The 25706-nt window shown below is 75.0% G+C and carries 7 protein-coding genes; all 7 read right to left on the bottom strand.

The annotated features are described in order from the left end of the window. Positions 1-56: 56 nt before the first annotated feature. The gene (ccrA, locus tag ABZ642_RS42920) at positions 57-1394 is read right to left on the bottom strand and encodes a crotonyl-CoA carboxylase/reductase (RefSeq protein ID WP_360496017.1); all 1338 of its coding nucleotides are present in this window, start codon (positions 1392-1394) and stop codon (positions 57-59) included. A gap of 47 nt (positions 1395-1441) precedes the next feature. Further along, positions 1442-2224 carry an alpha/beta fold hydrolase gene (locus ABZ642_RS42915; protein WP_360496014.1) on the bottom strand — a complete coding sequence of 261 codons (783 nt, stop codon included), beginning with the start codon at positions 2222-2224 and terminating at the stop codon, positions 1442-1444. Positions 2225-2331: 107 nt separating this feature from the next. Next, positions 2332-3564 carry a cytochrome P450 gene (locus ABZ642_RS42910; protein ID WP_360496011.1) on the bottom strand — a complete coding sequence of 411 codons (1233 nt, stop codon included), beginning with the start codon at positions 3562-3564 and terminating at the stop codon, positions 2332-2334. A gap of 89 nt (positions 3565-3653) precedes the next feature. Further along, positions 3654-4901, bottom strand: a complete 1248-nt coding sequence (locus ABZ642_RS42905; RefSeq protein ID WP_360496008.1) for a cytochrome P450 — start codon at positions 4899-4901, stop codon at positions 3654-3656. A 107-nt stretch (positions 4902-5008) separates the two neighbouring features. Next, on the bottom strand, positions 5009-6505 hold the full coding sequence (locus ABZ642_RS42900) for an FAD-dependent monooxygenase (RefSeq protein WP_360496005.1): 1497 nt from the start codon (positions 6503-6505) through the stop codon (positions 5009-5011). After that, positions 6502-11913 (bottom strand): type I polyketide synthase, encoded by a 5412-nt coding sequence (locus tag ABZ642_RS42895; protein WP_360496003.1) that lies wholly within the window; start codon positions 11911-11913, stop codon positions 6502-6504. Before ABZ642_RS42895 ends, ABZ642_RS42900 begins: the two co-directional genes overlap by 4 nt. Positions 11914-11915: 2 nt before the next feature. Further along, positions 11916-25646 (bottom strand): type I polyketide synthase, encoded by a 13731-nt coding sequence (locus ABZ642_RS42890; protein ID WP_360496000.1) that lies wholly within the window; start codon positions 25644-25646, stop codon positions 11916-11918. Positions 25647-25706 lie beyond the last annotated feature (60 nt).

The following is a 25706-nucleotide window of genomic DNA, read 5'->3' as shown; positions in this document are numbered from 1 at the left end:
TCGGTGAGCGTCCTTTCGGCGGGATCCGGGACGCGCGCCTCCCGGCCGGTCCGCGCTCACGCCGTGCGGAAGCGGTTGATGGCCGGCTCGTGTCGTTTCCGCAGTTCGGGGTCGGTGACGCCGAGGCCCTCCCGCGGGGCCAGGCACAACACACCGACCTTCCCGTGGTGGTGGTTGCGGTGGACATCGGTGACGGCCCGGCCGGTGTCGGTCAGCGGGTAGGTGCGCGAGAGGGTGGGGTGGATGCGGCCCTTGACGACGAGCCGGTTGGCCTCCCAGGCCTCCCGGTAGTTGGCGAAGTGGGAACCGATGATCCGCTTGAGGTGCATCCAGAGGTAGCGGTTGTCGAACTCGTGCCGGTAGCCGGAGGTGGAGGCGCAGGTGACGATCGTGCCGCCCCTGCGGGCCACGTAGACGGACGCGCCGAAGGTCTCCCGGCCCGGGTGCTCGAAGACGATGTCCACGTCGTCGCCGCCGGTCAGTTCACGGATGCGCTTGCCGAACCGCTTCCACTCCCGCTGGTCCTGGGTCTCCTCGTCGCGCCAGAACCGGTAGTTCTCCGCGCCGCGGTCGATGATCGCGTCGACGCCCATCGCCCGGCAGATCTCCGCCTTCTGCTCGCTGGAGACCACGCAGATCGGTGTCGCGCCGCCCGCCAGCGCGTACTGGGTGGCGTACGAGCCGAGGCCGCCGCCCGCGCCCCAGATCAGCACGGTGTCGCCGACCTTCATGGCGGCGCCGTTGCGCGAGACGAGCTGACGGTAGGCGGTGGAGTTGACCAGGCCGGGGGCCGCGGCCTCCTCCCAGGTCAGGTGCCCGGCCTTGGGCATCAGCTGGTTGGCCTTCACCAGCGCCAGCTCGGCCAGCCCGCCGTAGTTGGTCTCGAAGCCCCAGATCCGCTGCTCCGGGTCGAGCATGGTGTCGTCGTGGCCGGCCGCGTCCTCCAGTTCGACGGACAGGCAGTGCGCGACCACCCGGTCACCGGGCCGCCAGCGGCGCACCCCGGGCCCGGTGCGCAGGACCACACCGGACAGGTCGGAGCCGATCACGTGGTAGGGCAGATCGTGCCGGGCGGCCGGGCCGCCGGTGCGGGCGTAGCGTTCGAGGAAGGCGAAGGTCGGCACGGGCGAGAACAGCGCGCTCCACACCGTGTTGTAGTTGACGGAACTCGCCATCACGGCGATCAGGGCCTCGCCGGGGCCGGGCTCCGGTGTCGGTACGTCGGCGATGTGCAGGGCCTTGGCGGGTTCGCGGTCGCCGACCGGGACACCGTCGAACATGTGCTGCTCGTCCTTGCGCAGCACGGCGGCCCGGTAGGACTCCGGTACCGGCAGGGACGCGAAGTCACGTGACAGCGCGTCGGGGGACTCGATCGCGGCGGCCAGGTCGGTCATCACCACAGGCTTCCTTCGGTCGGGGGGCGTGCTCGGGGACGGTTCGGTCAGGCGCCGCGTCCCGGACCCGTGCCGAAGGCCGCCAGGTCCTCGGTCAGCGCCCGGACCACCCCGGCCTGCTGCTCGGCCAGGTAGAAGTGGCCTCCGGGGAAGTCGCGCAGGATGAAGGCGCCCTCGGTGTGATCGCGCCACTCCTCGGCCTCGGCGAGGGTGACCTGCGGGTCGTCGTCGCCGACGAGCACACTGATCGGGCAGCGCAGCCGTGGCCCCGGCAGGTACCGGTAGGTCTCCACCGCCGTGTAGTCACCGCGGACGGCCGGCATGATCATCTGGATGACGTCCGCGTCGAGGAGCAGTCGCTCGTCGGTGCCGTTGAGACGGCGGATCTCGGCGACGACACCGGCGTCGTCCATCGAACGGACCCCGCGGTCGTGCACCTTGGGCGGGGCGGTGCGGCCGGACGCGACGAGCCCCAGCAGGTCGAGCGAGGAGCGCCGCTCGATCCGGCGGGCCACCTCGAACGCCACGCAGGCGCCCATGCTGTGCCCGAACAGCACCAGCCGGCGCGGCGCCAGGGACTCCAGCACGGTGAGGATCTCGTCGGCCAGTCGGTGGATCGACGTGCGGGGCGGTTCGGCGCGCCGGTCCTGGCGGCCCGGGTACTGTACGGACAGGACGTCGGCGGCGGGGGCCAGCGCGTCGGCGAGCGGCCGGAAGTAGCTGGCGGAGCCACCCGCGTGCGGGAAGCAGATCAGCGACAGGTCGGTGTGCCGGGTCGCCGGCCGGTAGCGGCGGATCCAGAGTTCCGGTGCGGTCAGGGTGTCGGTCATCCCCGTAGTCTCCGTGTGCGGTGAGGCCGTCGGCGGGTGGTCGGGGGCGGGACGCCGTGCGTGCCCACCGGAGGCCTCCGGTGGGCATCCGCCCGGTGTCCTGCGGGTCAGCCGGTGACCCGGACGGGCAGTTCGGCCAGGCCGCGCATGATGATGTTGGGCACCCGGGCCGGGCTGTCGGTGACCGGCTCCAGGTCGAGGGCGGCCAGGGCGGACACCGCGGCCTGCGCGGTGAGCCGGGCCAGCGGGGCGCCGACGCAGAAGTGGATACCGAGGCCGAAGCCCAGGTTGCGGCCGGCGGGCCGGTCCAGCCTCAGCTCGTCGGGGTCGTCGTACACGTCCGGATCGTGGCTGGCGGCGCCGATCATCAGCATGACCTGCTCGCCCGGCTGTACGGTGTGCCCGGCGATCTCGGCCTCGGCCAGGGCGACCCGGGAGATCATCTGCACCGGCGTGTCGAAGCGCAGCATCTCCTCGACCGCGGCGGGCACCTGGCCGGGACGGGCGCGCAGCCAGTCCCGCTGGTCGGGGCGGCCCAGCAGCGCCAACATGCCGTTGCCGATCAGGTTCACGGTGGTGGCGTACCCCGCGGAGAGCAGCAGGGTGCAGGTGACCTCCAGCTCCTCCGGGGTCAGCGTGTCGCCGCCCTCCTCGACGGCGACCAGTTCGCTGATCAGGTCGGTGCCCGGCTTCGCCCGGCGCTCCTCGGCCAGTTCGCCGATGTACCGGTACAGCTCGGCGCGGGCGTTGTCGCGTTTGGCGATCTCCTCGGGCCCGAGCAGGAAGCTCGGGTCCAGGCCGCGGGCGATGTCGCCGGACAACTCGTCGAAACGGGCCGCGTGCTCGGCCGGGACGTCCAGGAGCGCGTTCTGCATCCGGCCGGGCAGCGGGTGCGCCACCGCGCTCATCAGGTCGATCGGGCCGTCGCCGGCCTCGGCGCGCGCGGTCTCGATCAGCTCGCGCACGACCTGTTCGGCGGTGCTGCGCATCCGGTCCACCTGGCGGGCCGCGAACGCCTTCCCGACCAGGGCGCGGATCCGGGTGTGCTCGGGCGGGTCGGAGAAGATGAACGGCCGCACCACCGTGCCGTCGGCCTCGGTGCGGAAGTGGTCGGCGACGGTGGCGCCGTCGCCCCAGCCGAAGCGCTGGTCGCGCAGTACCGCCGAGCAGGCCTCATGTCCGGTCACCGCCCACAGCCCCAGCGGGGTGCGGGTCACCGGGCCCTTCTCCCGGATCTGCGCGTAGATCGGGTAGGGGTCGGCCAGGAAGGCCGGGTCGAAGGGGTCGAAGGGCAGCAGCTGGGCAATGAAGCCCGGGTCGAGCATCGGTGCCTCGGTCATCGCTTTCGTCCCAACCCCGCGCGGGGACGGCCGTCACCGCGCGGAAAAGAGTCTCGGTACGGAGAGGGGCAAGGGATACGCGGGAGAGGTCAGCCCGTGGCGGCCGGGGTGGCCGCGGTGAACGTCACCGGCAGGTGGTCCAGGCTGTTGGCCACCAGGCTGGGCGTCCAGGTCAGCTTCTCGTCGGGAACGGCGAGTCGGAGGTCGTCGAACCGGTCGAACAGGGTGCGCAGCGCGATCCGGGCCTTGAGCCTGGCCAGGGGGGCGCCGATGCAGAAGTGGGTGCCGTGGCCGAGCGCCAGGTGCTTGGAGGCGTCGCGGTGGATGTCCAGCGACTCCGGGTCGCTGAACTGGCCCGGATCGTGGTTGGCCGCGGCCAGCGAGATCATCACGTGCTCGCCCGCCTTGACCTGTGCGCCGCCCAGCTCCATGTCCTCCGTGGCGAAGCGGTACACCACGGTGAACACCGGGCTGGTCAGCCGCAGCAGTTCCTCGATGGCAGGGGCGAGCCCCTCGGGGTCGTCCTTGAGCTCGGCCAGCTGCTCCGGGTTGCGCAGCAGTGCGAGGACGCCGTTGGAGAGCAGGTTGATGGTGGTCTCGGCGCCGGCCAGGAGCAGCAGCATGACCGTGGAGCGGATCTCCAGGTCGGCGAGGGCGTCGCCGTCCTCGTTGGCCTGCACCAGACCGGAGATGAGGTCGGGGCCGGGGTCGGCACGGCGCTGCGCGGTCAGCTTGGTCAGGTACTCCTCGAACCAGCCGACCGAGGCGACGACCTCCTCGGGGCTGGAGGAGTTGCCGAGGCCGACGAAGATGTAGGTGTTGCGTTCGAACTCCTCGACGTCGGCGAGCGGCACGCCGAGCATCTCGTAGAGCACCGTGGAGATCAGCGGCGAGATGAACGAGGCCTTCAGGTCCGCGGTGCCGGCCTCGGCGACCGCGTCGAGCAGTTCGTCGGTGATCTGCTGGATCCGCTCGCCGAGGTCGGCGACCCGGCGCGGCGTGAACGCCTTGGAGACCAGTCTGCGCAGCCGGGTGTGCTCGGGCGGGTCGGCGAGGTTCATGTGCTGGTTGAGGATGGACTTGCGGCCGTCGTAGCCCACGGAGGGCCACAGCTCGGGCAGCGCGTTGTCGAAGTGCTTGCTCAGCTTGCGGTTGTTGAGTGCGGCGAGCGCGTCGTCGTAACGGGTGATCATCCAGACCGGGTTGCCGTCGGGCAGCAACAGCTGCTCCACCGGGCCGGGTTCGGGCAGCCCGGGCGCCCAGGGGCGGGGGGCCGCCGCCGTGGCGTCGGCGTGCACGGGACAGCCGGTGGCCGGCGCGCCGTCGGGGTTGGGCATGTCATGTCCTCTCATCGTGGGGTGCTCGACTCGTGGTTGCTCGACTCGTGGTTGCTCGACTCGTGGGGACTCGACTCGTGGGGACTCGACTCGTGGTTGCTCGGCCGTCACCGGGCAGGCTCGGCCGGGGACGGCGGGGTGGGGGCCAGTGCGGCGAGCTTCGCGGCGGCGTCGGGGAACCGGTCGGCGGGGCCGGCGGCGGCCACATAGCCGTCCGGGCGCAGCAGCACGTACTTCTCGGTGGGGCCGTCCAGCGGGAAGTGCGCGACCAGTTCGGGCAGCCGGTCGGCCAACTCCGCGGCCTCGGTGGCCAGTCGGGTGTCCTTGCCGCCGTAGGTGATCAGCTGGAACCGGCCGGCCAGTTCGTCGGCCGGCTTGGGGATCCACCGGGGGTCCCGGGTGCCGGGGCGCGGCCGGGCGCGTTCCGTGCCGCCGAAGAGGACGTCCGGGTAGTGGCTGCGCCAGCCGGCCAGCATCGGGGCGTAGCCGCGGGCCAGTACGCCGGTGGCGTCGAGCAACCGCCAGGTGAGGTTGCGGATCTGACGGGCCAGCGGGCCGACCACGGCCTGCCGCGCCATCCGGCCGGTGGCCTGGAGGGTCTGCTCGATCGCGGCCCGGCGCTCGGGGTCGTAGGTGTCCAGGACCGACTCGTGCAGCCGGCCGTGCACCACGCCGGCGAGCTTCCAGGCCAGGTTGCGGGTGTCGGGGATGCCGAGGTTGAGGCCCTGGCCGCCGATCGGGCTGTGCACATGGGCGGCGTCGCCGACGAGGAAGCAGCGGCCGGAGCGCAGCGCGCCGGCCACCCGCTCGTCGCTGGCGAACAGGGTCACGGTGCGTACCTCGGTGAAGCGGAGCCCGCCGGGGCCGCGATCGTCCAGCAGTGCCTGGGCCTGCTCGGCGGTGGCCTCGGTGCCGTCCGGGACCGCGCCGGAGATACGGAACTCGCCGCCGGGCAGCGGGGCGATCAGCGCGACCCCGGTGTCGGCGAGGAAGTAGTGGATCTCCTCGGCGCTGATCCCGCCGGTGCCGTGCTCGCCGGCGATGCGTCCCTCGGCGAGCAGGAAGGTGGCCGGGAACCGGGCCCCGGAGAAGTCGATGCCCAGCTGCGCGCGGACCTGGCTGTGCAGCCCGTCCGCGCCCACCACCCAGTCGGCCTCGATCTCGGTGGTGGAGCCGTCGGCGCGGCTCGCGGTGACGGTGACCGTGTGCGCGTCCGGGGCGACCTTGGTGACCCGGGTGCCCCACTCGACGTCGACGCCCTGGTCGGACAGGGCCTCCGCGAGCAGCCGGCCGGTGCGCTCCTGGGGCAGCACCAGCGGGGCGTTGGTCTCGCTGAGCGGCACGCGCACGCTGCCGCCCGAGCCCAGGTGGTAGTGGAGCGCGGCGGGCTGGACGCTGTCGCGGGCGGCCCGTTCGGCGAGGCCCAGTTCGCCGAGGACTTCCCGTACCGGCGGCCACAGCAGGATCGCCCGGGAGCCGGTGTGCGGGTGGTCGGCCGCGTCGACCACGGTGACCGCCACGCCGAGGCGGCTGAGCTGTGCGGCCATGGCCAGGCCGCACGGGCCCGCGCCGACGACCAGAACGGTGGTACGTCGTTGTGTCACTGCTTCTCCAGCCACTCGTGCACCGCCTGGGCAGTACGGTCGGCGTGCTCTTCGAGGAGGGTGAAGTGGTCGCCGGCCAGCTCCACCACGTCGTGCGGGTACGCCCAGGAGGCGGGCGGGCGGTCGAACCCGGTGAGCGGCTCGGTGGCGCGGGCCACCAGGACCGGCGTGCCGGAGTCGGCGGGCTCCCAGTCGGTGAGCAGCCGCAGGTAACCGCCCATGGCGGTGAGCCGGGCGTCGGTGACCGCGCCGCTCTCGGCCAGCCTCGCGAACATCAGCTCGAACAGGGCCGCTCCTTCGGTGGGGAGTTCGGGGCCGAAGACGAAGGTGTCGACGAGGACCAGCCCGGCGGCCGGCCGGCCCCGCGCGGCCAGCTCGGCGGCGACGCCGTCGGCGAGCAGACCGCCCGAGGAGTAGCCGACCAGCAGCACCGGCCGCTCCCCCGCCGCCGCCGCCACCTGCCGGGTGACGGCCTGGATCGCGGCGCGCCGGTCGGCGGGCAGCGGTTCGCCGTCGAGGTAGCCGGGCAGGGCGAGTGCCGACACCGCGCGTCGGCCGCGCAGTCCGGCGGCGAACCGGGCGTACTGGTGCGGGCCCGAGGTGGCCAGCACGGTGGGCAGGCAGACCAGGAGCGGGCCCTCGTCGTGGGCGGTCAGCTCCACCGGTCCGGGCAGCGGGCCGGCCTCGTCGGCGGAGCCGAAGGTGGAGCGCAACTTGGCTGCGGCGCCGAGCAGTTCGACGAACTCGCCGGTCTTCCCGGCTTCGGTCGCCGCCCGCCACAGGCCCGTGAACGCCCCGGCCTCGGGGGTGGCGGCCGGGTCCGGGCCGAGTTCGCCCCGCAGGTGCCGGGCGAGCGCCTCGGGGGTGTCGTGTTCGAACAGGGTGGCCGCGGTGAGCCGTAAGCCGGTGGCCGCCGACAGCCGGTTGCGCAGCTCCAGGGTGGTCAGCGAGTCAAAGCCGTGTTCGAGGAAGCGGCGGGCCGGGTCGATGGCGGAGCCGTCGGCGAAGCCCAGGACGGCGGCGGCCTGTCCGGCGATCGCGGCCAGCAGCGCGCCGTACCGCTCGGCGGCGGGCAGGGCGGCCAGCCGGCCGGCGTCCGGGGTGTCCGGGCCGGTGGGCTCGCGGCGGCCGCGGTCGGGGGTGAAGTCGGCGATGAGCGGGCGCGGTCCGGTGAAGGTGTACGCGGCCCGGAACCGCGGCCAGTCCACGTCGGCGAGCAGCAGCCGGGTGTCCCCGGCGGTGAGCGCGCCGCCGAGTGCGGCCAGGGCCCGGTGCTCGTCGAGGACCGCGATGCCCCGGCCGGCCAGCCGTTCCCGGCGGGTGGCCGCCACCCCGGTGGTGTCGGCCGGGTCGTCCCAGGGCGCCCAGGCCACCGAGAGGGCGGGCAGTCCGGCGGCGGCACGGTGTTCGGCCAGCGCGTCCAGTGCGGCGGCGGCCGCGGCGTAGCCGGCCTGGCCGACGCCGCCGAAGGTGCCGGACACGGAGGAGAACAGCACGAACGCGGTGAGCGGGATGTCGCGGGTCAGGTCGTGCAGGTGCCGGGCGGCGGTGACCCCGGGGTGCGGCGCGTCGGTGCCATCGAGGGCGGTCAGCGGCGCCTCGGTCAGCGGTACGGCGGTGTGCAGCACGGCGCTGACCGGCTGCCCGGCGAGCAGTTCGGCGACGGCCTCACGATCCGTCAGATCACAGGCCACGACGTGCACTTCGGCGCCCAGGTCGCGCAGTTCGGTGACGACATCCGCGGCCACGGTGGTGTCGGGGTCGGCGGTCAGCAGCAGCGCGGGGGCACCCGCGGCGGCCAGCCAGCGGGCCGTGGCAGCGCCGACGGCGGTGTCCGCGCCGGTGACCAGGGTGGTGCCGGTGGGCCGCCAGACGGCGCCGGTCGGGGCGGTCAGCGGACTGCGCACCAGGCGGCGGGCGAACAACCCGGCCGGGCGGACGGCCAGTTGTTCCTCGCCGGTCCGCCCGGACAGCGCCGCGCACCAGCGGGTCAGCGCCCGTTCGTCGGCCTGGGCGGGCAGATCGACGATGCCGCCGGCGAGAGCGGGGTGTTCCAGGGAGATGGTCGGGGCGAGGCCCCAAAGCCCGGCCCGGTCCGGGTCGCCGTCCGGCTCGGCGTCCAGGGCCACCGCTTCCGTGGTGGTGAACCACAGCGGGGCCGCCACGCCCGCTTCGACGAGGGCGCGGACCAGGGACACGGCGGCCGGCCAGGCCAACAGGGCGAGTACTCCGGCGGGTTGCGCGTCGGCCAGCGCGGTGCGCAGCGCTTCCGGGTCCGGCGGACCGGCGGCGACCTCGACCCGGATCACCCGGGCGCCGTGCCGGGCCAGCGCGTCGGCCTGCGGACCGGTGTGCCCCGGGGGTACGGCGATCAGCCAGTCCCCGGAGAGCCGGGCGCTCGAGGGGTCGGGCACCGGCCGCCAGTCCAGGGTGTGGCGCCAGGAGTCCACGACGGACCGCTCCCGGCGCTGCCGCCGCCATGCCGACAGCGCGGGCAGTACGGCGGCCAGCGGTGCGGTGTCCAGTTCCAGGGCGTCGCTGAGGCCGGCCAGGTCGGCGTTCTCGACCGCTTCCCAGAAACCGGGCTCCATCGCATCGGAGGTCGCCGCGCCGGCGGCGGGGTCGGGCTCCGGCCAGTAGCGCTGCCGCTGGAAGGGGTAGGTGGGCAGGTCCACCCAGGCGGTGTCCCGGCCGGCCAGGGCGGCACCGAGGTCGACCGGGGCGCCGCGGGTGTGCGCGTCGGCCACCGAGCGCAGGAAGCGGTCCAGGCCGCCCTGGTCGCGGCGCAGCGAACCGACCGCGGCGACATCTGCGCCGGCGTCCTCGGCGATCTCCTGGACGGCGGTGACCAGTACCGGGTGTGGGCTGACCTCGACGAAGAACCGGAACCCGGCGGCCAGCAGGGTGCGCACGGCCGGGTCGAAGGCCACCGGCCGGCGGGCGTTGTCGAACCAGTACTCCGCCCCCAGGGTGCCGGTGTCGGTGAAGGCGCCGGTGACGGTGGAGCAGAACGGCACCTCGGTGGCGGTGGGCCGTACGTCCGCGAACATGTCCACGATGCGGTCGTGCAGCGGGTCCACCTGGTCGCAGTGCGAGGCGACGGTGGAGGCGACCAGCCGGGCGCGCAGCCCGTCGGCGGTGGCCTCGGCGACGAACCGATCGAGGCCGGCCGGCTCGCCGACCACGGTGACCGCGTTCGGGCCGTTGACCCCGCCGATGTGCAGCGCGTCGCCCTGGGCGGCCAGCCGGGCGCTGACCTGCTCCTCGGGCGCGGCCACGGATACCACCGCGCCGTTGCCGCGCAGTTCGTCGGCGAACAACTGGCTGCGCAGCACCACGATCTTCAGCGCGTCGTGCAGGGACAGCGCCCCGGCCGTGTAGGCGGCGGCGATCTCGCCCTGGCTGCTGCCGACCACCGCGGCCGGGGTGAGGCCGTAGGAGCGCCACAGTTCGGCCAGCGACACCATCACCGCGAACAGCACCGGTTGCAGGATCTCGATGCGCTCCATGTCGGGCGCGCCGGGCGCCCCGCGCAGCACGTCGGTGAGGGACCAGTCCACGAAGGCGCGGGCCGCGACGTCGCACTCGGCGAGGTGCGCGGCGAACACCGGTGCGGAGTCGAGGAGTTCGGCGGCCATGCCGACCCACTGGGAGCCCTGGCCGGGGAACACGAACACCACCCGGTCGCCCGGTGCGGCGGTGGCGCTGACCAGGGTGTCGTGCGACCGGCCCGCGGCGAGAGCGGCCAGGCCTTCGGCGGCGGTGTCCGGGTCGGCGGCGACGACCACGGCACGGTGTTCGAGGGCGGCACGGGAGTGCAGCAGGGCCGCCGCGAGGTCGGGCAGCGGGGTACCGCCGCGTACCAGGGGCAGCAGGCGTTCGGCCTGGGCGTGCAGGGCCTCGCGGGTGCGGGCGGAGACGGGGAGCGGAACCGGGGTGGCGGCCGGGCGCGGAAGTGGTGTGGCAGTCGCTGTGCCGCGGTCGTCGGTGGGGTTCTCGCGGTCCGGCTCCGGCGCCTCGAACTCGTCGGCCTGTTCCAGCAGTACGTGTGCGTTGGTGCCGCTGATGCCGAACGCGGAGACGCCGGCGCGGCGCGGTCGGCCGGTCTCCGGCCAGGGCTGCTCCTCGGTGAGCAGCGCGACCGCGCCGGAGGCGAAGTCCGCCTCGGAGGTGGGCGCGTCCACGTGCAGCGTGCGCGGCAGGCGGTTGCCGCGCAGCGCCATCACCGTCTTGATGATGCCGCCGACCCCGGCGGCCGCTCCGGCGTGGCCCAGGTTGGACTTGAGCGAGCCCAGCCACAGCGGCCGGTCGGCGGGGCGGTTGCGGCCGTAGGTGGCGAGCAGCGCGTTGGCCTCGATCGGGTCGCCCAGCGCGGTCCCGGTGCCGTGGGCCTCGACGGCGTCGATGTCGGCGGCGGCCAGGCCCGCGTCGGCGAGCGCGGCGCGGATGACCCGTTCCTGGGAGGGCCCGTTGGGTGCGGTCAGTCCGTTGGAGGCGCCGTCCTGGTTGACGGCCGAGCCGCGCACCACGGCGAGCACGCGGTGCCCGTTGCGGCGCGCGTCGGCGAGCCGTTCCAGCACCAGGATCCCGGCGCCCTCGGCCCAGGCGGTGCCGTCGGCGGCCTGGGCGAACGCCTTGGCGCGGCCGTCCGGGGCCAGGCCGCGCTGCCGGGACAGTTCCACGAAACCGGCCGGGGTGGACAGCACCGACGCGCCGCCGGCCAGCGCCAGCGAGCACTCACCGCGGGCCAGCGACTGGCGGGCCAGGTGCAGGGCGACCAGGGAGGCCGAGCAGGCGGTGTCCACGGACAGCGCGGGGCCCTCCAGGCCGAGGGTGTACGACAGCCGTCCGGAGAGCACGCTGATCGCGTTGCCGGTCAGCAGGTACCCCTCCAGGTCCTCGGCGGCCTGCGCGGCGAGCATCCCGTAGTCCTGGGCGCCGCTGCCGACGAACACGCCGGTCCGGCTGCCGCGCAGCGACAGCGGGTCGATGCCGGCCCGCTCCAGCGCCTCCCAGGAGGTCTCCAGGAGCAGCCGCTGCTGCGGGTCCATGGCGAGGGCCTCGCGCGGCGAGATCCCGAAGAACGTGGCATCGAAGTCGGCCACGTCGTACAGGAACCCGCCCTCCTTGACGTAGGTGGTGCCGGGCCGGTCCGGGTCGGGGTCGAAGAGGCGGTCCAGGGGCCAGCCCCGGTCGGTGGGGAAGGCCGCCATCACGTCCCGTCCGGCGGCCACCACCTCCCACAGGTCCTCCGGCGAGGCGATGCCGCCGGGGAAGCGGCAGGCCATGCCGACGACGGCCACCGGCTCGGTGTCGCGCTGCTCGTAGTCCCGCAACCGCTGCCGGGTCTCGTGCAGGTCGACGGTGACCTTGCGCAGGTAGTCGCGGAGACGGTCGACATCACTCATGATCAGCTCAACTCCGAGTCGATGAACCGGAAGATCTCTTCGTCGCTGGCGGCCCCGAGCTGTTCGGTGACCGACTCGCGGCCACCGTCGGCGCGCGGGGTCAGCCGGCCGACCAGGCCTTGCAGCCGGGTCAGCGCCCGCCGCCGGTCGTCCTCGCCGGACACCTCGGCCAGCACTCCGGCCAGCCGGTCGAGTTCCTCGTCCAGCGAGCCGACGGCGGTCGCGGCCGGCACCACCAGCTGCCGGCGCAGGTGGTCGGCGAGTCCGGCGGGGGTCGGATGGTCGAACACGGCGCTTGCCGACAGTCGTACGCCGGTGGCCGCGCCGAGCCGGTTGCGCAGGTTGACCGCGGCCAGCGAGTCGAAGCCGAGGTCGGTGAACGGCCGCCCGGTGGGGAGCGCGTCCGGGTCGCCGTGCCCGAGGACGACGGCCACCTCCCGTCGTACCAGCTCGACGAGTTCGCGCTGCTGGTCCGCCTCGGGCAGCGTGGCCAGCCGGTCGGCGAGCCGGGACTCGGCGGCGTCCGGTTCACCGGTCACGGTGGTGAGCGCGTCCCGTACCTCGGGCAGGTCGCCCAGCAGCGGGCTGGGCCGGGCGGCGGTGAACGCGGGTGCGAAACCGGCCCAGTCCACGTCGGCGACGGTCACGGTGGTGTCGGCGTGCCGCACCGCGTCGGCCAGCGCCGCGAGCGCCTCCTGCGGGGGCAGCGCCAGCACGCCCCGGCGGCGCAGTTCCTCCCGGCGCCGGGCCTCGGTGCCGGCGTCCGCCGCCCCGAACCCGGCGCCTTCCCACGGGCCCCAGGCGACGGCGGTGGCGGGCAGCCCGCGGGCCTGCCGGTGCTGCGCGAGGGCGTCGAGGTAGGCGTTGGCCGCGGCGAAGGCGCCCTGTTCGCTGCCGCCCCAGGTGGCCGCGACGGAGGAGAAGAGCACGAAGGCGTCCAACTCACCGGTGAGCCGGTGCAGGTTGGCCGCGCCGCGGACCTTGGCGTCGAGGGTGGCGGCGACCTCGGCGAGGTCCGTGCCGGCCAACGGGCCGGAGCGCAGGGTGCCCGCGGTGTGCACCACGGCGGTCAGCGGTGTGTCCGCGGGGACGGCGGCGAGCAGTTCGGCGAGCGCGGTCTCGTCGGCCGGGTCGCAGGTGCTGACGGTGACCGGGACGCCGAGGTCGTCCGGTGCGGTGGCGGCCGGGTCGTCGGTGGTGAGGACCAGCGCCTGTGCGCCGTTGGCGGCCAGCCAGCGGGCCACCGGCAGCCCCATCGGGCCGAGGCCGTCGGTGACCAGCACGGTCCCGGTGGGCTGCCACGGCCGGGCCGGGGTGCGCCCGCCCAGCGGGGCGTGCGCGAGGCGCGGCACCAGCAGCCCGGTGTCGCGCAGGGCGGCCTGGTCCTCGGTGCCGGTCAGCAGCGCGGCCAGCCGGTCGAGTCCCCGGCCCGGATCCTCGGGCAGGTCGACGATGCCGCCGAACAGCTTCGGCTGCTCCAGCGCGAGGGTGCGGCCCAGGCCCCAGAGCATGGCCTGCTCGGGGTGGAGCAGCCGGTCGGCCGGGGTGGCGGCGACCGCGCCGGAGGTGACCAGCCACAGCGCGGTGCCGGTGTCGGCCAGGGCGCGCACCAGGTAGAGGGTGGCGGCGAGTCCGGCGGGCAGAGCGGGGTGGTCCGGGTGCGTGCCCTCGGCCAGGCCCAGCAGCGAGACCACCCCGGACGCGGTACCGGCCTCGGCCGCCACGCTGTCCGGGCCGACCACGCGGGCCTCGGCCCCGGCGCGGGTGAGCGCGGCGGCGCACTCCTCGGCCAGGTTCGGCACGTCGTCCGGGCCCACCACCAGCCAGGTGCCGCTCAGCACCGCGTCGGTGGCCTCGACGGGCCGCCAGCCCACGGTGTAGCGCCGGCTGTCGGTGGTGGCGGTCGTCTCCTGTGCGGCGCGCCAGGCGGCCAGTGCGGGCAGGACCTCGGCGAGCGGTTCGGCCGGCACGCCGAGCAGGTCGGCCAGTGCCTTGGGGTCGGCCGGGTCGACGGCCGCCCAGAATGTGCCGTCCGCCGCGTCGGTGCCGGTGTGCTCCGGGGCGGCCAGCCAGTAGCGCTGTCGTTGGAAGGCGTAGGTGGGCAGGTCCGGCGGGGCGGCCCAGGTGCCGTCGAAGGCGGCGGCCAGCCGCACCGGGAGCCCGGCGACCTGTGCCTCGGCCACGGAGAGCAGGAACCGGTCGAGGCCGCCCTCGTCGCGGCGCAGCGAGCCCACGACGGTCACCTCGTCCAGCGTCTGGTCGATGCCGGGCGTCAGCACGGGGTGCGGGCCGACCTCGACGAATCCACGGTGCCCCTGCTCGGCCAAGGCGCGCACGGCTGCTTCGAAATGAACGGTCTGCCGGAGGTTGCGGTACCAGTACGCCGCGTCCAGCGTGGTCGGGTCGGCCCAGTCGGCGGTGACCGTGGAGAACATCGGCACGTCGGCCGCCCGCGGGCGCACCTCCGCGAGCGCCTCGACCAGTCGTGTCTCGATCCGTTCGACCTGCGGGGAGTGGGAGGCGTAGTCCACCGCGATACGACGGGCGCGGGTGCCCCGCTCCTCGCAGTCGGCCAGCAGCCGGTCCAGGGCCGCCGGGTCGCCGGAGACGACCGTGGAGGCGGAACCGTTGACCGCGGCGACCGTCACACCGGGCGGCAGCAGGGCGGTCACCTCGTCGGCGGGCAGCGTCACGGACGCCATCGCGCCGTGTCCGGCCAGTTCCTCGGCGATCAGCCCGCTCCGCACGCAGACCACCAGCGCGGCGTCGCGCAGGGACAGGGCCCCCGCCACGCACGCGGCGGCGATCTCCCCCTGCGAATGCCCCACCACCGCGTCCGGCTCCACCCCGAACGACCGCCACAACGCGGCGAGCGACACCATCACCGCGAACGACACCGGCTGCACCACATCCACCCGCTCCAGGGACGGCTGACCCGCCTCACCCCGCAGCACACCCAACAGCGACCAGTCCACGAACTCACCTAGCGCCGAAGCACACTCAGCCACCCGCTCCGCGAACACCGGCGAGGAATCCAGCAGTTCCACCGCCATCCCCGCCCACTGCGCCCCCTGCCCCGGAAACACGAACACCGTCCGGCCGGTGGCCCCGGCCGTTCCGGTGGCGATGTGCGGTGCGGTGTCCCCGGCGGCCAGTGCGGTCAGTCCGGTGAGGAGGTCCTCGCGGTCGGCCGCGACCACCACGGCGCGACGGGTCAGCGCGGAGCGCCCGGTGGTCAGGGCGGCAGCCAACTCGCCGACTCCGGCGTCCGGTTCGGAGGTCAGCCAGGTGCGCAACCGGCCGGCCTGGGCACGCAGCGCGGCCTCGGTGTCGCCGGACAACGGCACCGGCACCACCCGCCGGGGCGCCGGCCGCGGGACCGGAACCTCCGGGCCCTGTTCGATGATCACGTGGGCGTTGGTGCCGCTGATCCCGAACGAGGACACCGCCGCCCGCCGCGGCCCCTCCCGTTCCGGCCACGGCCGCGCCTCGGTGAGCAGCCGTACCGCACCGGCCGACCAGTCCACGTGCGAGGTCGGTTCGCCGACGTGCAGGGTGCGCGGCAGCACTCCGTGGCGCATCGCCTGTACGACCTTGATCACACCGGCGACCCCGGCGGCGGCCTGGGTGTGCCCGATGTTCGACTTCACCGACCCGAGCCACAGGGGCTGTCGGCGGTCGGCGCCGTAGGTCTCCAGCAGCGCCTGGGCCTCGATCGGATCCCCCAGGGCGGTACCGGTGCCGTGCGCCTCGACCAGGTCCACGTCCGCGGGGGACAGCCGGGCCGCGGCGAGCGCGGTACGGATGACCCGCTCCTGGGACGGGCCGTTGGGGGCGGTGAGCCCGTTGGACGCGCCGTCCTGGTTGACCGCCGAGCCGCGCAGCACACCGAGGACGCGATGGCCGTTGCGGCGCGCGTCGGACAGCCGCTCCACCACCAGCAGGCCGACGCCCTCGGACCAGACGGTGCCGTCCGCGTCGGCGGAGAACGCCTTCACCCGGCCGTCGGCGGCCAGTCCGCGCTGCCGGGAGAACTCGATGAAGGTGCCGGGGGTGGACATCACGGTCGCGCCCCCGGCCAGCGCCAGCGAGCACTCCCCCGCGCGCAGCGCCTGCGCCGCCAGGTGCAGGGTGACCAGCGAGGAGGAGCAGGCGGTGTCGACGGTGACCGCGGGGCCCTGCAGGCCGAAGGTGTAGGCGACCCGGCCGGAGGCGACACTGCCCGCGGTGCCCGCGCCGAGGTAGCCCTCGACGTCCTGCGGGGTGCTGGGAAGCCGGGTGGCGTAGTCGTGGTACATGACGCCGACGAACACACCGGTGTCGGTGTCCCGGAGGGACATCGGGTCGATGCCGGTGCGTTCCAGTGCCTCCCAGGAGGTCTCCAGGAGCAGCCGCTGCTGGGGGTCCATGGCGAGCGCCTCGCGCGGTGAGATCCCGAACAGGCCGGCGTCGAACTCGGCCGCGTCGTGCAGGAATCCGCCCTTGGTGAGATACGTGCGCCCGGCGCGGTCGGGGTCGGGGTCGTAGAGCTGTTCGGTGTTCCAGCCGCGGTCGGCGGGGAACGGCGAGATGCCGTCGCCGTCCGCGCTCACCAGTCGCCACAGGTCCTCCGGGGAGCGCACTCCGCCGGGGTAGCGGCAGGCCATGCCGATGATGGCGATCGGTTCGTCTGCAGGTCCGGTGCGGCGGGGTGCGGCGGGTGCCGGGGCGGCGGCCGCGGTGAGCCTGCGCAGCAGGTAGGCGGCGGTGGCCGCGATGCTCGGGTGGTCGAAGGCAAGGGTGGCTGGCAGCGCGAGGCCGGTGCCGGCCGCGAGCCGGTTGCGCAGTTCCACCGAGGTCAGCGAGTCGAAGCCGAGGTCGGTGAAGGCGCGCCGGTCGCCCAGTTCGGCCGCGTTGCCGTGGCCGAGGGTGGCGGCGACCGCGGTGCGGACGGTGTCGTGCACCAGCCGGCCGCGGGCGGCCTCGTCGAGCCCGGCGAACGCCGCCCGGAGCGCGCCGGTTCCGGTGGTGCGGCGGGCCGGGACCCGGACCAGGCCGCGCAGCACCGGGGCCGGCGCGACGGTGCGGGCCTGCTCGCGGAGCGCGGCCAGGTTCAGCCGGACGGGAACGGCCAGGGCGTTCTCGCCGGGTACGGCGGCGTCGAACAGCCGCATACCCTCGGCCGGTTCGAGCGGCACCACGCCGAGGCGTTCGATGCGCTGCCGGGCGGTACCGTCCGCCGTGTCGCCCATGCCGCCGGCCCACAGGCCCCAGGCCAGCGACACCGCGGGCAGGCCGGCCGCGCGGCGGCGGGCGGCGAGGCCGTCCAAAACGGCGTTGGCGGCGGCGTAGTTGCTCTGCCCGGGGCTGCCCAGGATCCCGGCGGCCGAGGAGAACAGCACGAACGCGGCCAGGTCCAGGCCGCGGGTCAGCTCGTCCAGGTGCAGTGCGGCGACCGCCTTGGGCCGCAGCACCCGGTCGATGCGCTCCGGGGTCTGCGCGGCGAGCATGCCGTCGTCCAGTACGCCGGCGGCGTGCACGACGGCGGTCAGCGGGTGCGCGTCGGGGATACCGGCCAGCAGCGCGGCCAGCGCGGCCCGGTCGGCGACGTCGCAGGCCACCACCTGGGCGGTGGCGCCGAGTTCGGCGAGATCGGCGGCCAGTCGGGCGGCGCCCGGGGCGTCGGGGCCACGGCGGCCGGTGAGCAACAGGTGCCGTACGCCGTGCTCGGCGGCCAGGTGCCGGGCCAGCACCGAGCCGAGGGCGCCGGTGCCGCCGGTGATCAGCACCGTGCCCTCCGGGTGCCATACGACGGGCTCGCCGGCGTCGGCGCGGACCAGCCGGGGTACGCGCACCACGCCGTCCCGCACGGCCAGTTGGGGCTCACCGGTGGCCAGGGCGACGGGGTCGGGCAGGCTGCCGTCGCTGTCGAGGAGCACGATCCGGCCCGGGTTCTCCGACTGGGCGGACCGGGCCAGGCCCCAGACGGCGGCGGCGCCCAGGTCGGTGCCGTCGACGGCTCCGGTGGTGCGCAGGGCGAGCGTGGTGGCGGCGAACCGTTCCTCGGTCAGGAACGTGCGCAGCAGGGCCAGGACGCGGTGGGTGGCGGTGGCGATGCAGGCCGGGTCGTTCGCGGTGCGGGGCGACGCGGCGAGCAGCCACTCGCCCGGGTCGGTCACCGCGGCGAGGTCGAGGTCCGCGGCGAGGTCGAGGTCCGCGCCAAGTCGGACGGGCCCGGGGTCCTCGGTGCCGGCGGCGGGCTCGGTGGACGGGGCGGCGGACAGTTCGGTGGACGTGGCAGCGGACGGTCCGGTGGACACTTCGGCAGACGGTCCGGTGGGCGAGTAGCCCTCGGTTCCGGTGCTCGATTCGGTCGGGGAGTAACCCTCCCCTGCGATGCGCAACGGCGTCCACGCCACCGTGTGCAGTGCCTCGGTCCCGGCGTCCGCGGCGCTCAGGCCGGCGGGGATCGGGCGCAGCGCGAGGCTGTCCACGGTCAGCACCGGGGCCCCGTAGCCGTCGTACGCGGCGATGGCGTAGCCGCCGTCGGCCGGGGACAGCCGCACCCGCAGCGTGTCGGTGCCGGGCTGCCGGACGGTCACCCCGGTCCAGGCGAACGGCAGGGCGGCCGTGGACGCCTCCGGGTCGGTGGCCAGCGCGTGCAACGCGGCGTCCAGCAGCGCCGGATGCACCCCGAAGCCGGCGGTCTCGGCCGGATCGGGCAGGGCGACCTCGGCGTACAGTTCCTCGCCGTGCCGCCAGACCCGGCGCAGGCCCTGGAACACCGGTCCGTAGGCCAGGCCACGGTCGGCCAGCAGCTCGTACAGCCCGCCGGGCTCGCCCCACTCGGACCCGGCCGGGGGCCACTCGCCCAACGGTGGCGCGCTGTCGTTTGCCGGTTCGACGGTGCCGGTGGCGTGTCGGGTCCACGGCTCGTCGGCGGTGCCCGCCTCGGCCCGGGAGTACAGGTTCGCCGTCCGGCGGCCCCGCTCGTCGGGCGTGCCGAGCACCAGCTGGAGTACGGCGCTGCCCCGCTCGGGCAGGACCAGTGGTGCGTCCAGGGTGAGTTCGGTGATCCGGCCGCAGCCGACCTCGTCTCCGGCGCGGGCGACCAGGTCGACGTACGCGGTGCCGGGCAGCACGATCCGGCCGGCCACCACATGGTCGGCCAGCCAGGGCTGGGCGGTGGTGGAGAGCCGCCCGGTGAACAGCACCCCGGCGCCGTCCGCGAGCGTGACGGCCGCTCCGAGCAGCGGGTGCCCGATCGTGCCGAGACCGGCCGCGCCGGCACCCGCGGCCGTCTCGCCGGTCATCCAGAACCGGCGGTGCTGGAACGGGTAGGTGGGCAGCGGAACCGGCGCCGGCGCGCGGTCCTCGGTGACCGCGGCCCAGTCGGCGGAGATGCCGTGCACATGCAGCCGGGTCAGCGCGTCCAGCAGGGCCGGGATCTCGTCCCGGCCGTCGCGCAGGGTGGGCAGCACGACCGTTCCGGCGGCGGGCTCGTCGACGGACCCTGCGGCGGGCTCGTCGACGGACCCTGCGGCGCGCTCGTCGGCAGACCCGGCGGCGGGTTCGTCGACGGACGCGCCGCCGGGTCGGGTCTCGGTCAGGCAGTCGCGGGCCATGGCGGTCAGCGCGGCGGCCGGGCCGATCTCGACGAACGCGGTGGCCCCCGCCTCGGCCAGGGCGCGTACCGCGGGCAGGAACCGCACGCTGTCCCGGACGTTGGCCACCCAGTGCTCCGGGTCGGTGATCTCCCGCTCGGACAGCGGTGCCCCGGTCACCGTGGACACGACCGGCAGCCGTGGCGCGCTGAACGGGATACCGGTGACGATCTCCCGGTACTCGGCCAGGATGCCGTCCACGTGCGGCGAGTGCGGGGCCAAGGTGACGCGCAACTGCCGGGTACGGCGGCCGCGTTCACGCCAGTGCCCGCCGATCTCGGCGACCGCGTCGGCGTCGCCGGACACCACCACCGCACTCGGGCCGTTGACGGCGGCCAGCCGTACCAGCCCGGCGTACTCGGCCAGCAGCGGGGCGAGTTCGGCCTCGGTGGCCTGGACGGCGACCATCGCGCCGCCCGTCGTGGCCGCCGCCATCAGCCTGCCGCGAGCGGTGACCAACCTGGCCGCGTCGGGGAGGGTGAGCGCCCCGGCGATGTGCGCGGCGACGATCTCGCCGACGGAGTGGCCTGCCACCAGGTCGGGGCGCAGCCCCCAGCTCTCCGTGAGCCGGACCAGCGCGACCTCCACGGCGAACAGCGCGGCCTGCGTGAAGTCGGTGCGGTCCAGCAGGGCGGCCTCGGGGCTGCCCTCGGCGGCGAACAGCACCTCGCGCAGCGGCCGGGGCAGGTACCGGTCGAGTTCGGCGCACACCGCGTCGAACGCCTCGGCGTAGGCGGGGAACCCGGCGGCCAGTTCGCGGCCGGCCCCGAGGCGCTGGGAGCCCTGACCGGGGAACAGGAAGGCCAGTTTCCCGGCGTCCGCGGCGAAGCCGGTGACCACGTCGGCGTCGGGGGTGCCGTCGGCGAGGGCGGTCAGTCCGATGCGGGGATCAGCCGGCCCCGGGTGTTGATGCCCGGCGTGGGGACCGGTCAGCACCGCCGCCCGGTGCGGGTGCGGGGCGCGGGTGGTCAGCAGCGAGTGCGCCAACGCGGCAGGTTCGACATCCGGATGGTCGCCGAGGTGGGTCAGCAGCCGGGCCGCCTGTGCGCGCAGGGCCGTCCCGGTGCGGGCGGAGAGCACGACCGGCAGCGGCAGGGGGGTGCGCTCCGGCGGCCGCGGCGGTGCCTCGGCCGGCGCCTGTTCGATGACGATGTGCGCGTTGGTGCCGCTGACGCCGAACGAGGACACCGCGGCGCGGCGGGCCCGGCCGGTCTCCGGCCAGGGCCGTGCCTCGGTGAGCAGGGACACCGCGCCGGAGGCCCAGTCCACGTGCGGGCTGGGTACACCGACGTGCAGGGTGCGGGGCAGCAGCCCTTCCCGCAGAGCCAGGACCATCTTGATGATCCCGGCGACACCGGAGGCGGCCTGGGTGTGGCCGATGTTGGACTTGACCGACCCGAGCCACAGCGGCTCGCCGTCCCGGCCCTGGCCGTAGGTGGCCAGCAGGGCCTGCGCCTCGATGGGGTCGCCCAGGGTGGTGCCGGTGCCGTGCGCCTCCACCGCGTCGACGTCCCCGGTGGACAGTCCGGCCGTGGCCAGCGCGGTACGGATCACCCGCTGCTGCGACGGGCCGTTGGGGGCGGTCAGCCCGTTGGACGCGCCGTCGGAGTTGACCGCGGAGCCGCGCACCACGGCCAGCACCGGGTGCCCGGCCGCACGGGCGTCGGAGAGCCGCTCGACGAGCAGCATCCCGGCGCCCTCCGACCACGAGGTGCCGTCTGCGTCGGCCGAGAACGACTTGCAGCGGCCGTCGGCGGCCAGGCCGCGCTGCCGGGAGAACTCCACGAACAGCCCGGGGGTCGCCATCACGGTGGCGCCGCCGGCCAGCGCCAGGTCGCATTCGCCGCGGCGCAGCGCCTGAGCGGCCAGGTGCAGGGCCACCAGCGAGGACGAGCAGGCGGTGTCCACGGTCAGGGTGGGGCCCTCCAGGCCGAACGCGTAGGCGAGCCGGCCGGAGGCGACGCTGGCCGCGCTGCCGGTGAGCCGGTAGCCCTCCACGCCCTCGGCGGCGTGGTGCAGCATCGGGCCGTAGTCCTGGCGCATCACGCCCACGTACACCCCGGTCCGGCTGCCGCGCACGGCGGCCGGGTCGATCCCGGCGTGTTCGAAGGTCTCCCAGGAGGTCTCCAGGAGCAGCCGCTGCTGCGGGTCGGTGGCGAGCGCCTCGCGCGGGTTGATGCCGAAGAAGTCGGCGTCGAAGTCGGCGGCGGTGCGCAGGAATCCGCCGTGGCGGGTATAGGAGGTGCCCGGCCGGTCGGGGTCGGCGTCGAACAGCGAGTCCAGGTCCCAGCCACGGTCGGCCGGGAACTCGGTGATGCCGTCACCGCCGTCGAGCAGGAACCGCCACAGCTGTTCCGGGGAGCGGATCCGCGACGGGAAGCGGCAGGCCATGCCGACGATCGCGATGGGCTCGTCGGTGTCGGCGCCGACGCCGGCCGGAGGCGGCGCGGCCTTGTCCTCGGGTGCGTCCGGGCGCAGGTGTCCGGCGACCGCGGCAGGCGTCGGGTAGTCGAACACCAGGGTCGCGGGCAGGGCGGTGCCGGTGGCCGCGGTGAGCCGGTTGCGCAGTTCCACCGCGGACAGCGAGTCCACGCCGAGTGCACGGAACTCCGCCTGCGGGTCGATGGAGTCGGCGTCGGCATGGCCGAGGACCGCGGCGGTCTCGGCGCGCACCAGGCTCAGCAGTTCCTCGGCGGTGAGCCGGTCGGGCCGGGTGGCCGTACCGGGCCCGGCCGGCGCGGCGGTACGACGTCGCGGGCCGCGTATCAGGCCGCGCAGCAGGGGTGGCAGCAGCGCCGCGTCGGCGGTGTGCAACCGGACCTTGGCCGGCAGCAGCACCGGTTCGTCGACGGCCAGCGCCGTGTCGAACAGCGCCAGCCCCTCCTCGGCGGTGAGCGCCTGCACTCCGGCGCGGGCCATCCGGGCCAGGTCCGCGGCCGAGAGTTCGCCGGTGATGCCGCTCGGCGGGGCCCAGAGCCCCCAGGCCAGCGACTGGGCGGGCAGCCCGGCGGCGCGCCGTCGGCCGGCCAGTGCGTCCAGGCAGGCGTTGGCGGCGGCGTAGTTGGCCTGGCCGGGGCCGCCGAGGGTGCCGGTGGCCGAGGAGAACAGCACGAACGCGGCCAGGTCCAGGCCGCGGGTGAGGTCGTCCAGGTGCCGTGCGGCGGTCACCTTGGGCCGCAGCGTCGCGGCCAGCCGCTCCGGGGTGAGCGCGGTGAACAGCCCGTCGTCGGAGACTCCGGCCGCGTGCACCACGGCGGTCAGCGGATGTTCGCCAGGTATGTCCGCCAACAACGCTGCCAGCGCGTCCCGTTCGGCACCATCGCAGGCCACCACGCGTACGTCGGCGCCGAGTTCGGTGAGCTCGGCCTCCAGTTCGGGGGCGCTGCCACGGCGACCGGTCAGCAGCAGGTGCCGTACACCGTGCTCGCGCACCAGATGCCGGGCGACCAGCCCGCCGAGAGTGCCGGTGCCGCCGGTGATCAGGACGGTGCCCCGCGGGTCGGGCCGGCGGGGCAGGGTGAGGACCAGTTTGCCGGTGTGCCGGGCCTGGCTGAGGTGCCGGAACGCGTCGACGGCCCGGGAGACCGGCCACACGGACGGCGGCGGTACGGTCAGCGCCCCCGCGGCGAACAGTTCGAGCACCGCGACCAGCAGCCGCTGCATCTCCCGCGGCGGCAACCGCATCAGGTCGTACGGCAGATAGTCGATGTCCGGGAAGTCGGCCGGGTCGCGCAGGTCGGTCTTGCCCATCTCCAGGAACCGGCCGCCGGGACGCAGCAGTCCCGCCGAGGCGTCGACGAACTCACCGGACAGCGAGTTCAGTACGACGTCCACCGTGCCGAACCGCGCGGCGAAGCCGGTGTCCCGCGAGGAGGCGATGTGCGCGTCGTCCAGACCGAGGTCGCGCAGCACCTGCCACTTGCCCTCGCTCGCGGTGCCGTAGACCTCGGCGCCGAGATGCCGGGCCAGTTGTACGGCGGCCATGCCGACACCGCCGGCCGCGGAGTGGATCAGCACCCCCTCCCCGGCCCGCAGTCCGGCGAGTTCGACCAGACCGAGCCGGGCGGTGAGGTGGGCGATCGGCATGGCGGCGGCCCGCTCGAACGTCCAGCCGTCCGGAATCGGTGCCACGGCCGCCCGCTCGGCCACCGCGACCGGGGCGAACGCGTCACCGAAGAGGCCGGTGACCCGAGTACCCGGGGCCAGGTCGGTGACGTCGTCGGCGACCTCGGTGACCACGCCGGCGCCCTCGCCGCCGAGGGCCACCTCACCGGGGTACATGCCCAGAGCGATCAGCACATCTCGGAAGTTCAGCCCGGCGGCCCGCACGGCGATACGCACCTGGCCCGGCCGTAGGGGGGCCGCCGCGGCCGGGGCGGGCACCAGCGCGAGGGCGTCCAGGGTGCCCGGGCGGGTTACGGCCAGCCGCCAGTGCGGTTCCACGGGCGGCACCAGCTCGGGCCTGACCAGCCGGGGAGCGTGTAACAGGCCGTCGCGCAGCGCAAGTTGGGGCTGGCCGGTGGCCGGTACGGCGGGCAGGGCGCGACGGGACCCGGCGGTGTCGTCGAGGTCGGCCAGCACGATCCGCTCGGGCTGTTCGGCCTGCGCGGCACGCAGCAGCCCCCACACCGCCGCGCCTCCCGGATCGGCCGGGGCGTCGGCGGGTTCGGTGGCGACCGCGCCGGTGGTGACCACGAGCAGCCGGGCGGGCGCCGCGCTGTCGGCCAGCCAGTCCTGCACCTGCCGCAGCACGGTGGCGGTGACCGCCTCGACGGGTTCCCCCGTCGGGACGGCCAGCACGGTGATGTCGGCGGTCCCGTCACCCGCGAGGTCGACCCCGGTGGCCCGCAGGTCGGCGGCGAGGGACTCGGGCAGCGCGCCCAGCGCCGACCACCGACCGCCGGCCGGTTCGGCGGGGGCCGGGACGGTGTCCCAGTCCAGCCGGAACAGCGAGTCCCGGGGCACCCGGCTCGCCCCCTCTCCGGCGGCGGCCCGCAGAGTCAGCGACTCGACGGAGGCGACCGGAGATCCGGCGCCGTCGAACAGGTCCAGCGCGAAGGCACCAGCACCGGTGGGGGCGAGCCGCGCCCGCACGGCGGCCGCTCCGGCGGCGTGCAGCCGGACGCCGGACCAGGAGAACGGCAGCCGCGCGGTGCCCGTGTCGTCGGTGAGCGCGAGCGCGTGCAGAGCAGCGTCCAGCAGAGCGGGATGCAGCCCGAAACCCCGGGACCGGTCGCGGAGTTCGTCGGACAGGGCGACCTCGGCGAGGACCTCGTCGCCCCGCCGCCAGGCCGCGCGCAGCCCCTGGAACGCCGGTCCGTAGCCGAGGCCGCGAGCGGCGAGATCGGCGTAGGCGGCGGCTACGGCCACCGGGGTGGCGTCCCGCGGCGGCCAGACCTCTTCGGCGGCGACGGGTTCGAGTGGTCCGAGGGCGAGGGTGCCGGTGGCGTGCAGCGTCCACGGCTCGTCCTCGGACGCGTCCTCGGCCAGAGAGTAGATCTCCACGGCGCGACTGCCAGAGTCCTGGGCCTCGCGGACGGTCAGTTGCAGCCGGACCGCACCCGTGTCGGTCAGCACCAGCGGCGCCCGCAGCACGAGTTCCTCGACCCGGTCGCAACCGACCCGGTCGGCGGCCTGCACCGCCAGCTCCACGAACGCCGCGCCGGGCAGCACGATCGCGCCGTTGACGCGATGGTCGGCCAGCCAGGGCTGGGACACCACCGAGAGCCGGCCGGTGAGCAGATATGCGTCCGACCCGGCCAGCGCGGTGGCCGCACCGAGCAGCGGGTTGCCGGCCGGGAGCAGCCCCGAAGCGGCGAGGTTGCCGCCGGGGGCCGAGTCCAGCCAGTAGCGTCGGCGTTGGAAGGCGTAGGTGGGCAGGTCGACCCGGGCCGCGGCCGGCAGATACGACGCCCAGTCGACGCCACCGCCATGCGCATGGAAGCGGGCCAGCCCGGTGGGCAGCGTCACCGATTCCGGCTGATCGTGACGGAGCAACGGCACGAACACCGCCGTCGCGTCCTGCGGCAGACAGTCAGGTCCTACGGCGGTCAGCGCGGCGTCCGGACCGACCTCCACGAACCTCGTCACACCCTGCTCGTGCAGGCGGACAACCGCATCGGCGAACCGGACCGTGTCGCGGACATTACG

The organism is Streptomyces sp. NPDC007157 (genome assembly GCF_040634235.1).
Taxonomy (GTDB): Bacteria; Actinomycetota; Actinomycetes; order Streptomycetales; family Streptomycetaceae; genus Streptomyces.
This window is presented reverse-complemented; position numbering and strand designations above follow the sequence as displayed.

What these genes read in the sequence shown, in the direction of transcription:
- ccrA (WP_360496017.1), bottom strand. Translation starts at nt 1,394, where the DNA reads ATGACCGACCTGGCCGCCGCGATCGAGTCCCCCGACGCGCTGTCACGT.
- ABZ642_RS42915 (WP_360496014.1), bottom strand. Translation starts at nt 2,224, where the DNA reads ATGACCGACACCCTGACCGCACCGGAACTCTGGATCCGCCGCTACCGG.
- ABZ642_RS42910 (WP_360496011.1), bottom strand. Translation starts at nt 3,564, where the DNA reads ATGACCGAGGCACCGATGCTCGACCCGGGCTTCATTGCCCAGCTGCTG.
- ABZ642_RS42905 (WP_360496008.1), bottom strand. Translation starts at nt 4,901, where the DNA reads ATGCCCAACCCCGACGGCGCGCCGGCCACCGGCTGTCCCGTGCACGCC.
- ABZ642_RS42895 (WP_360496003.1), bottom strand. Translation starts at nt 11,913, where the DNA reads ATGAGTGATGTCGACCGTCTCCGCGACTACCTGCGCAAGGTCACCGTC.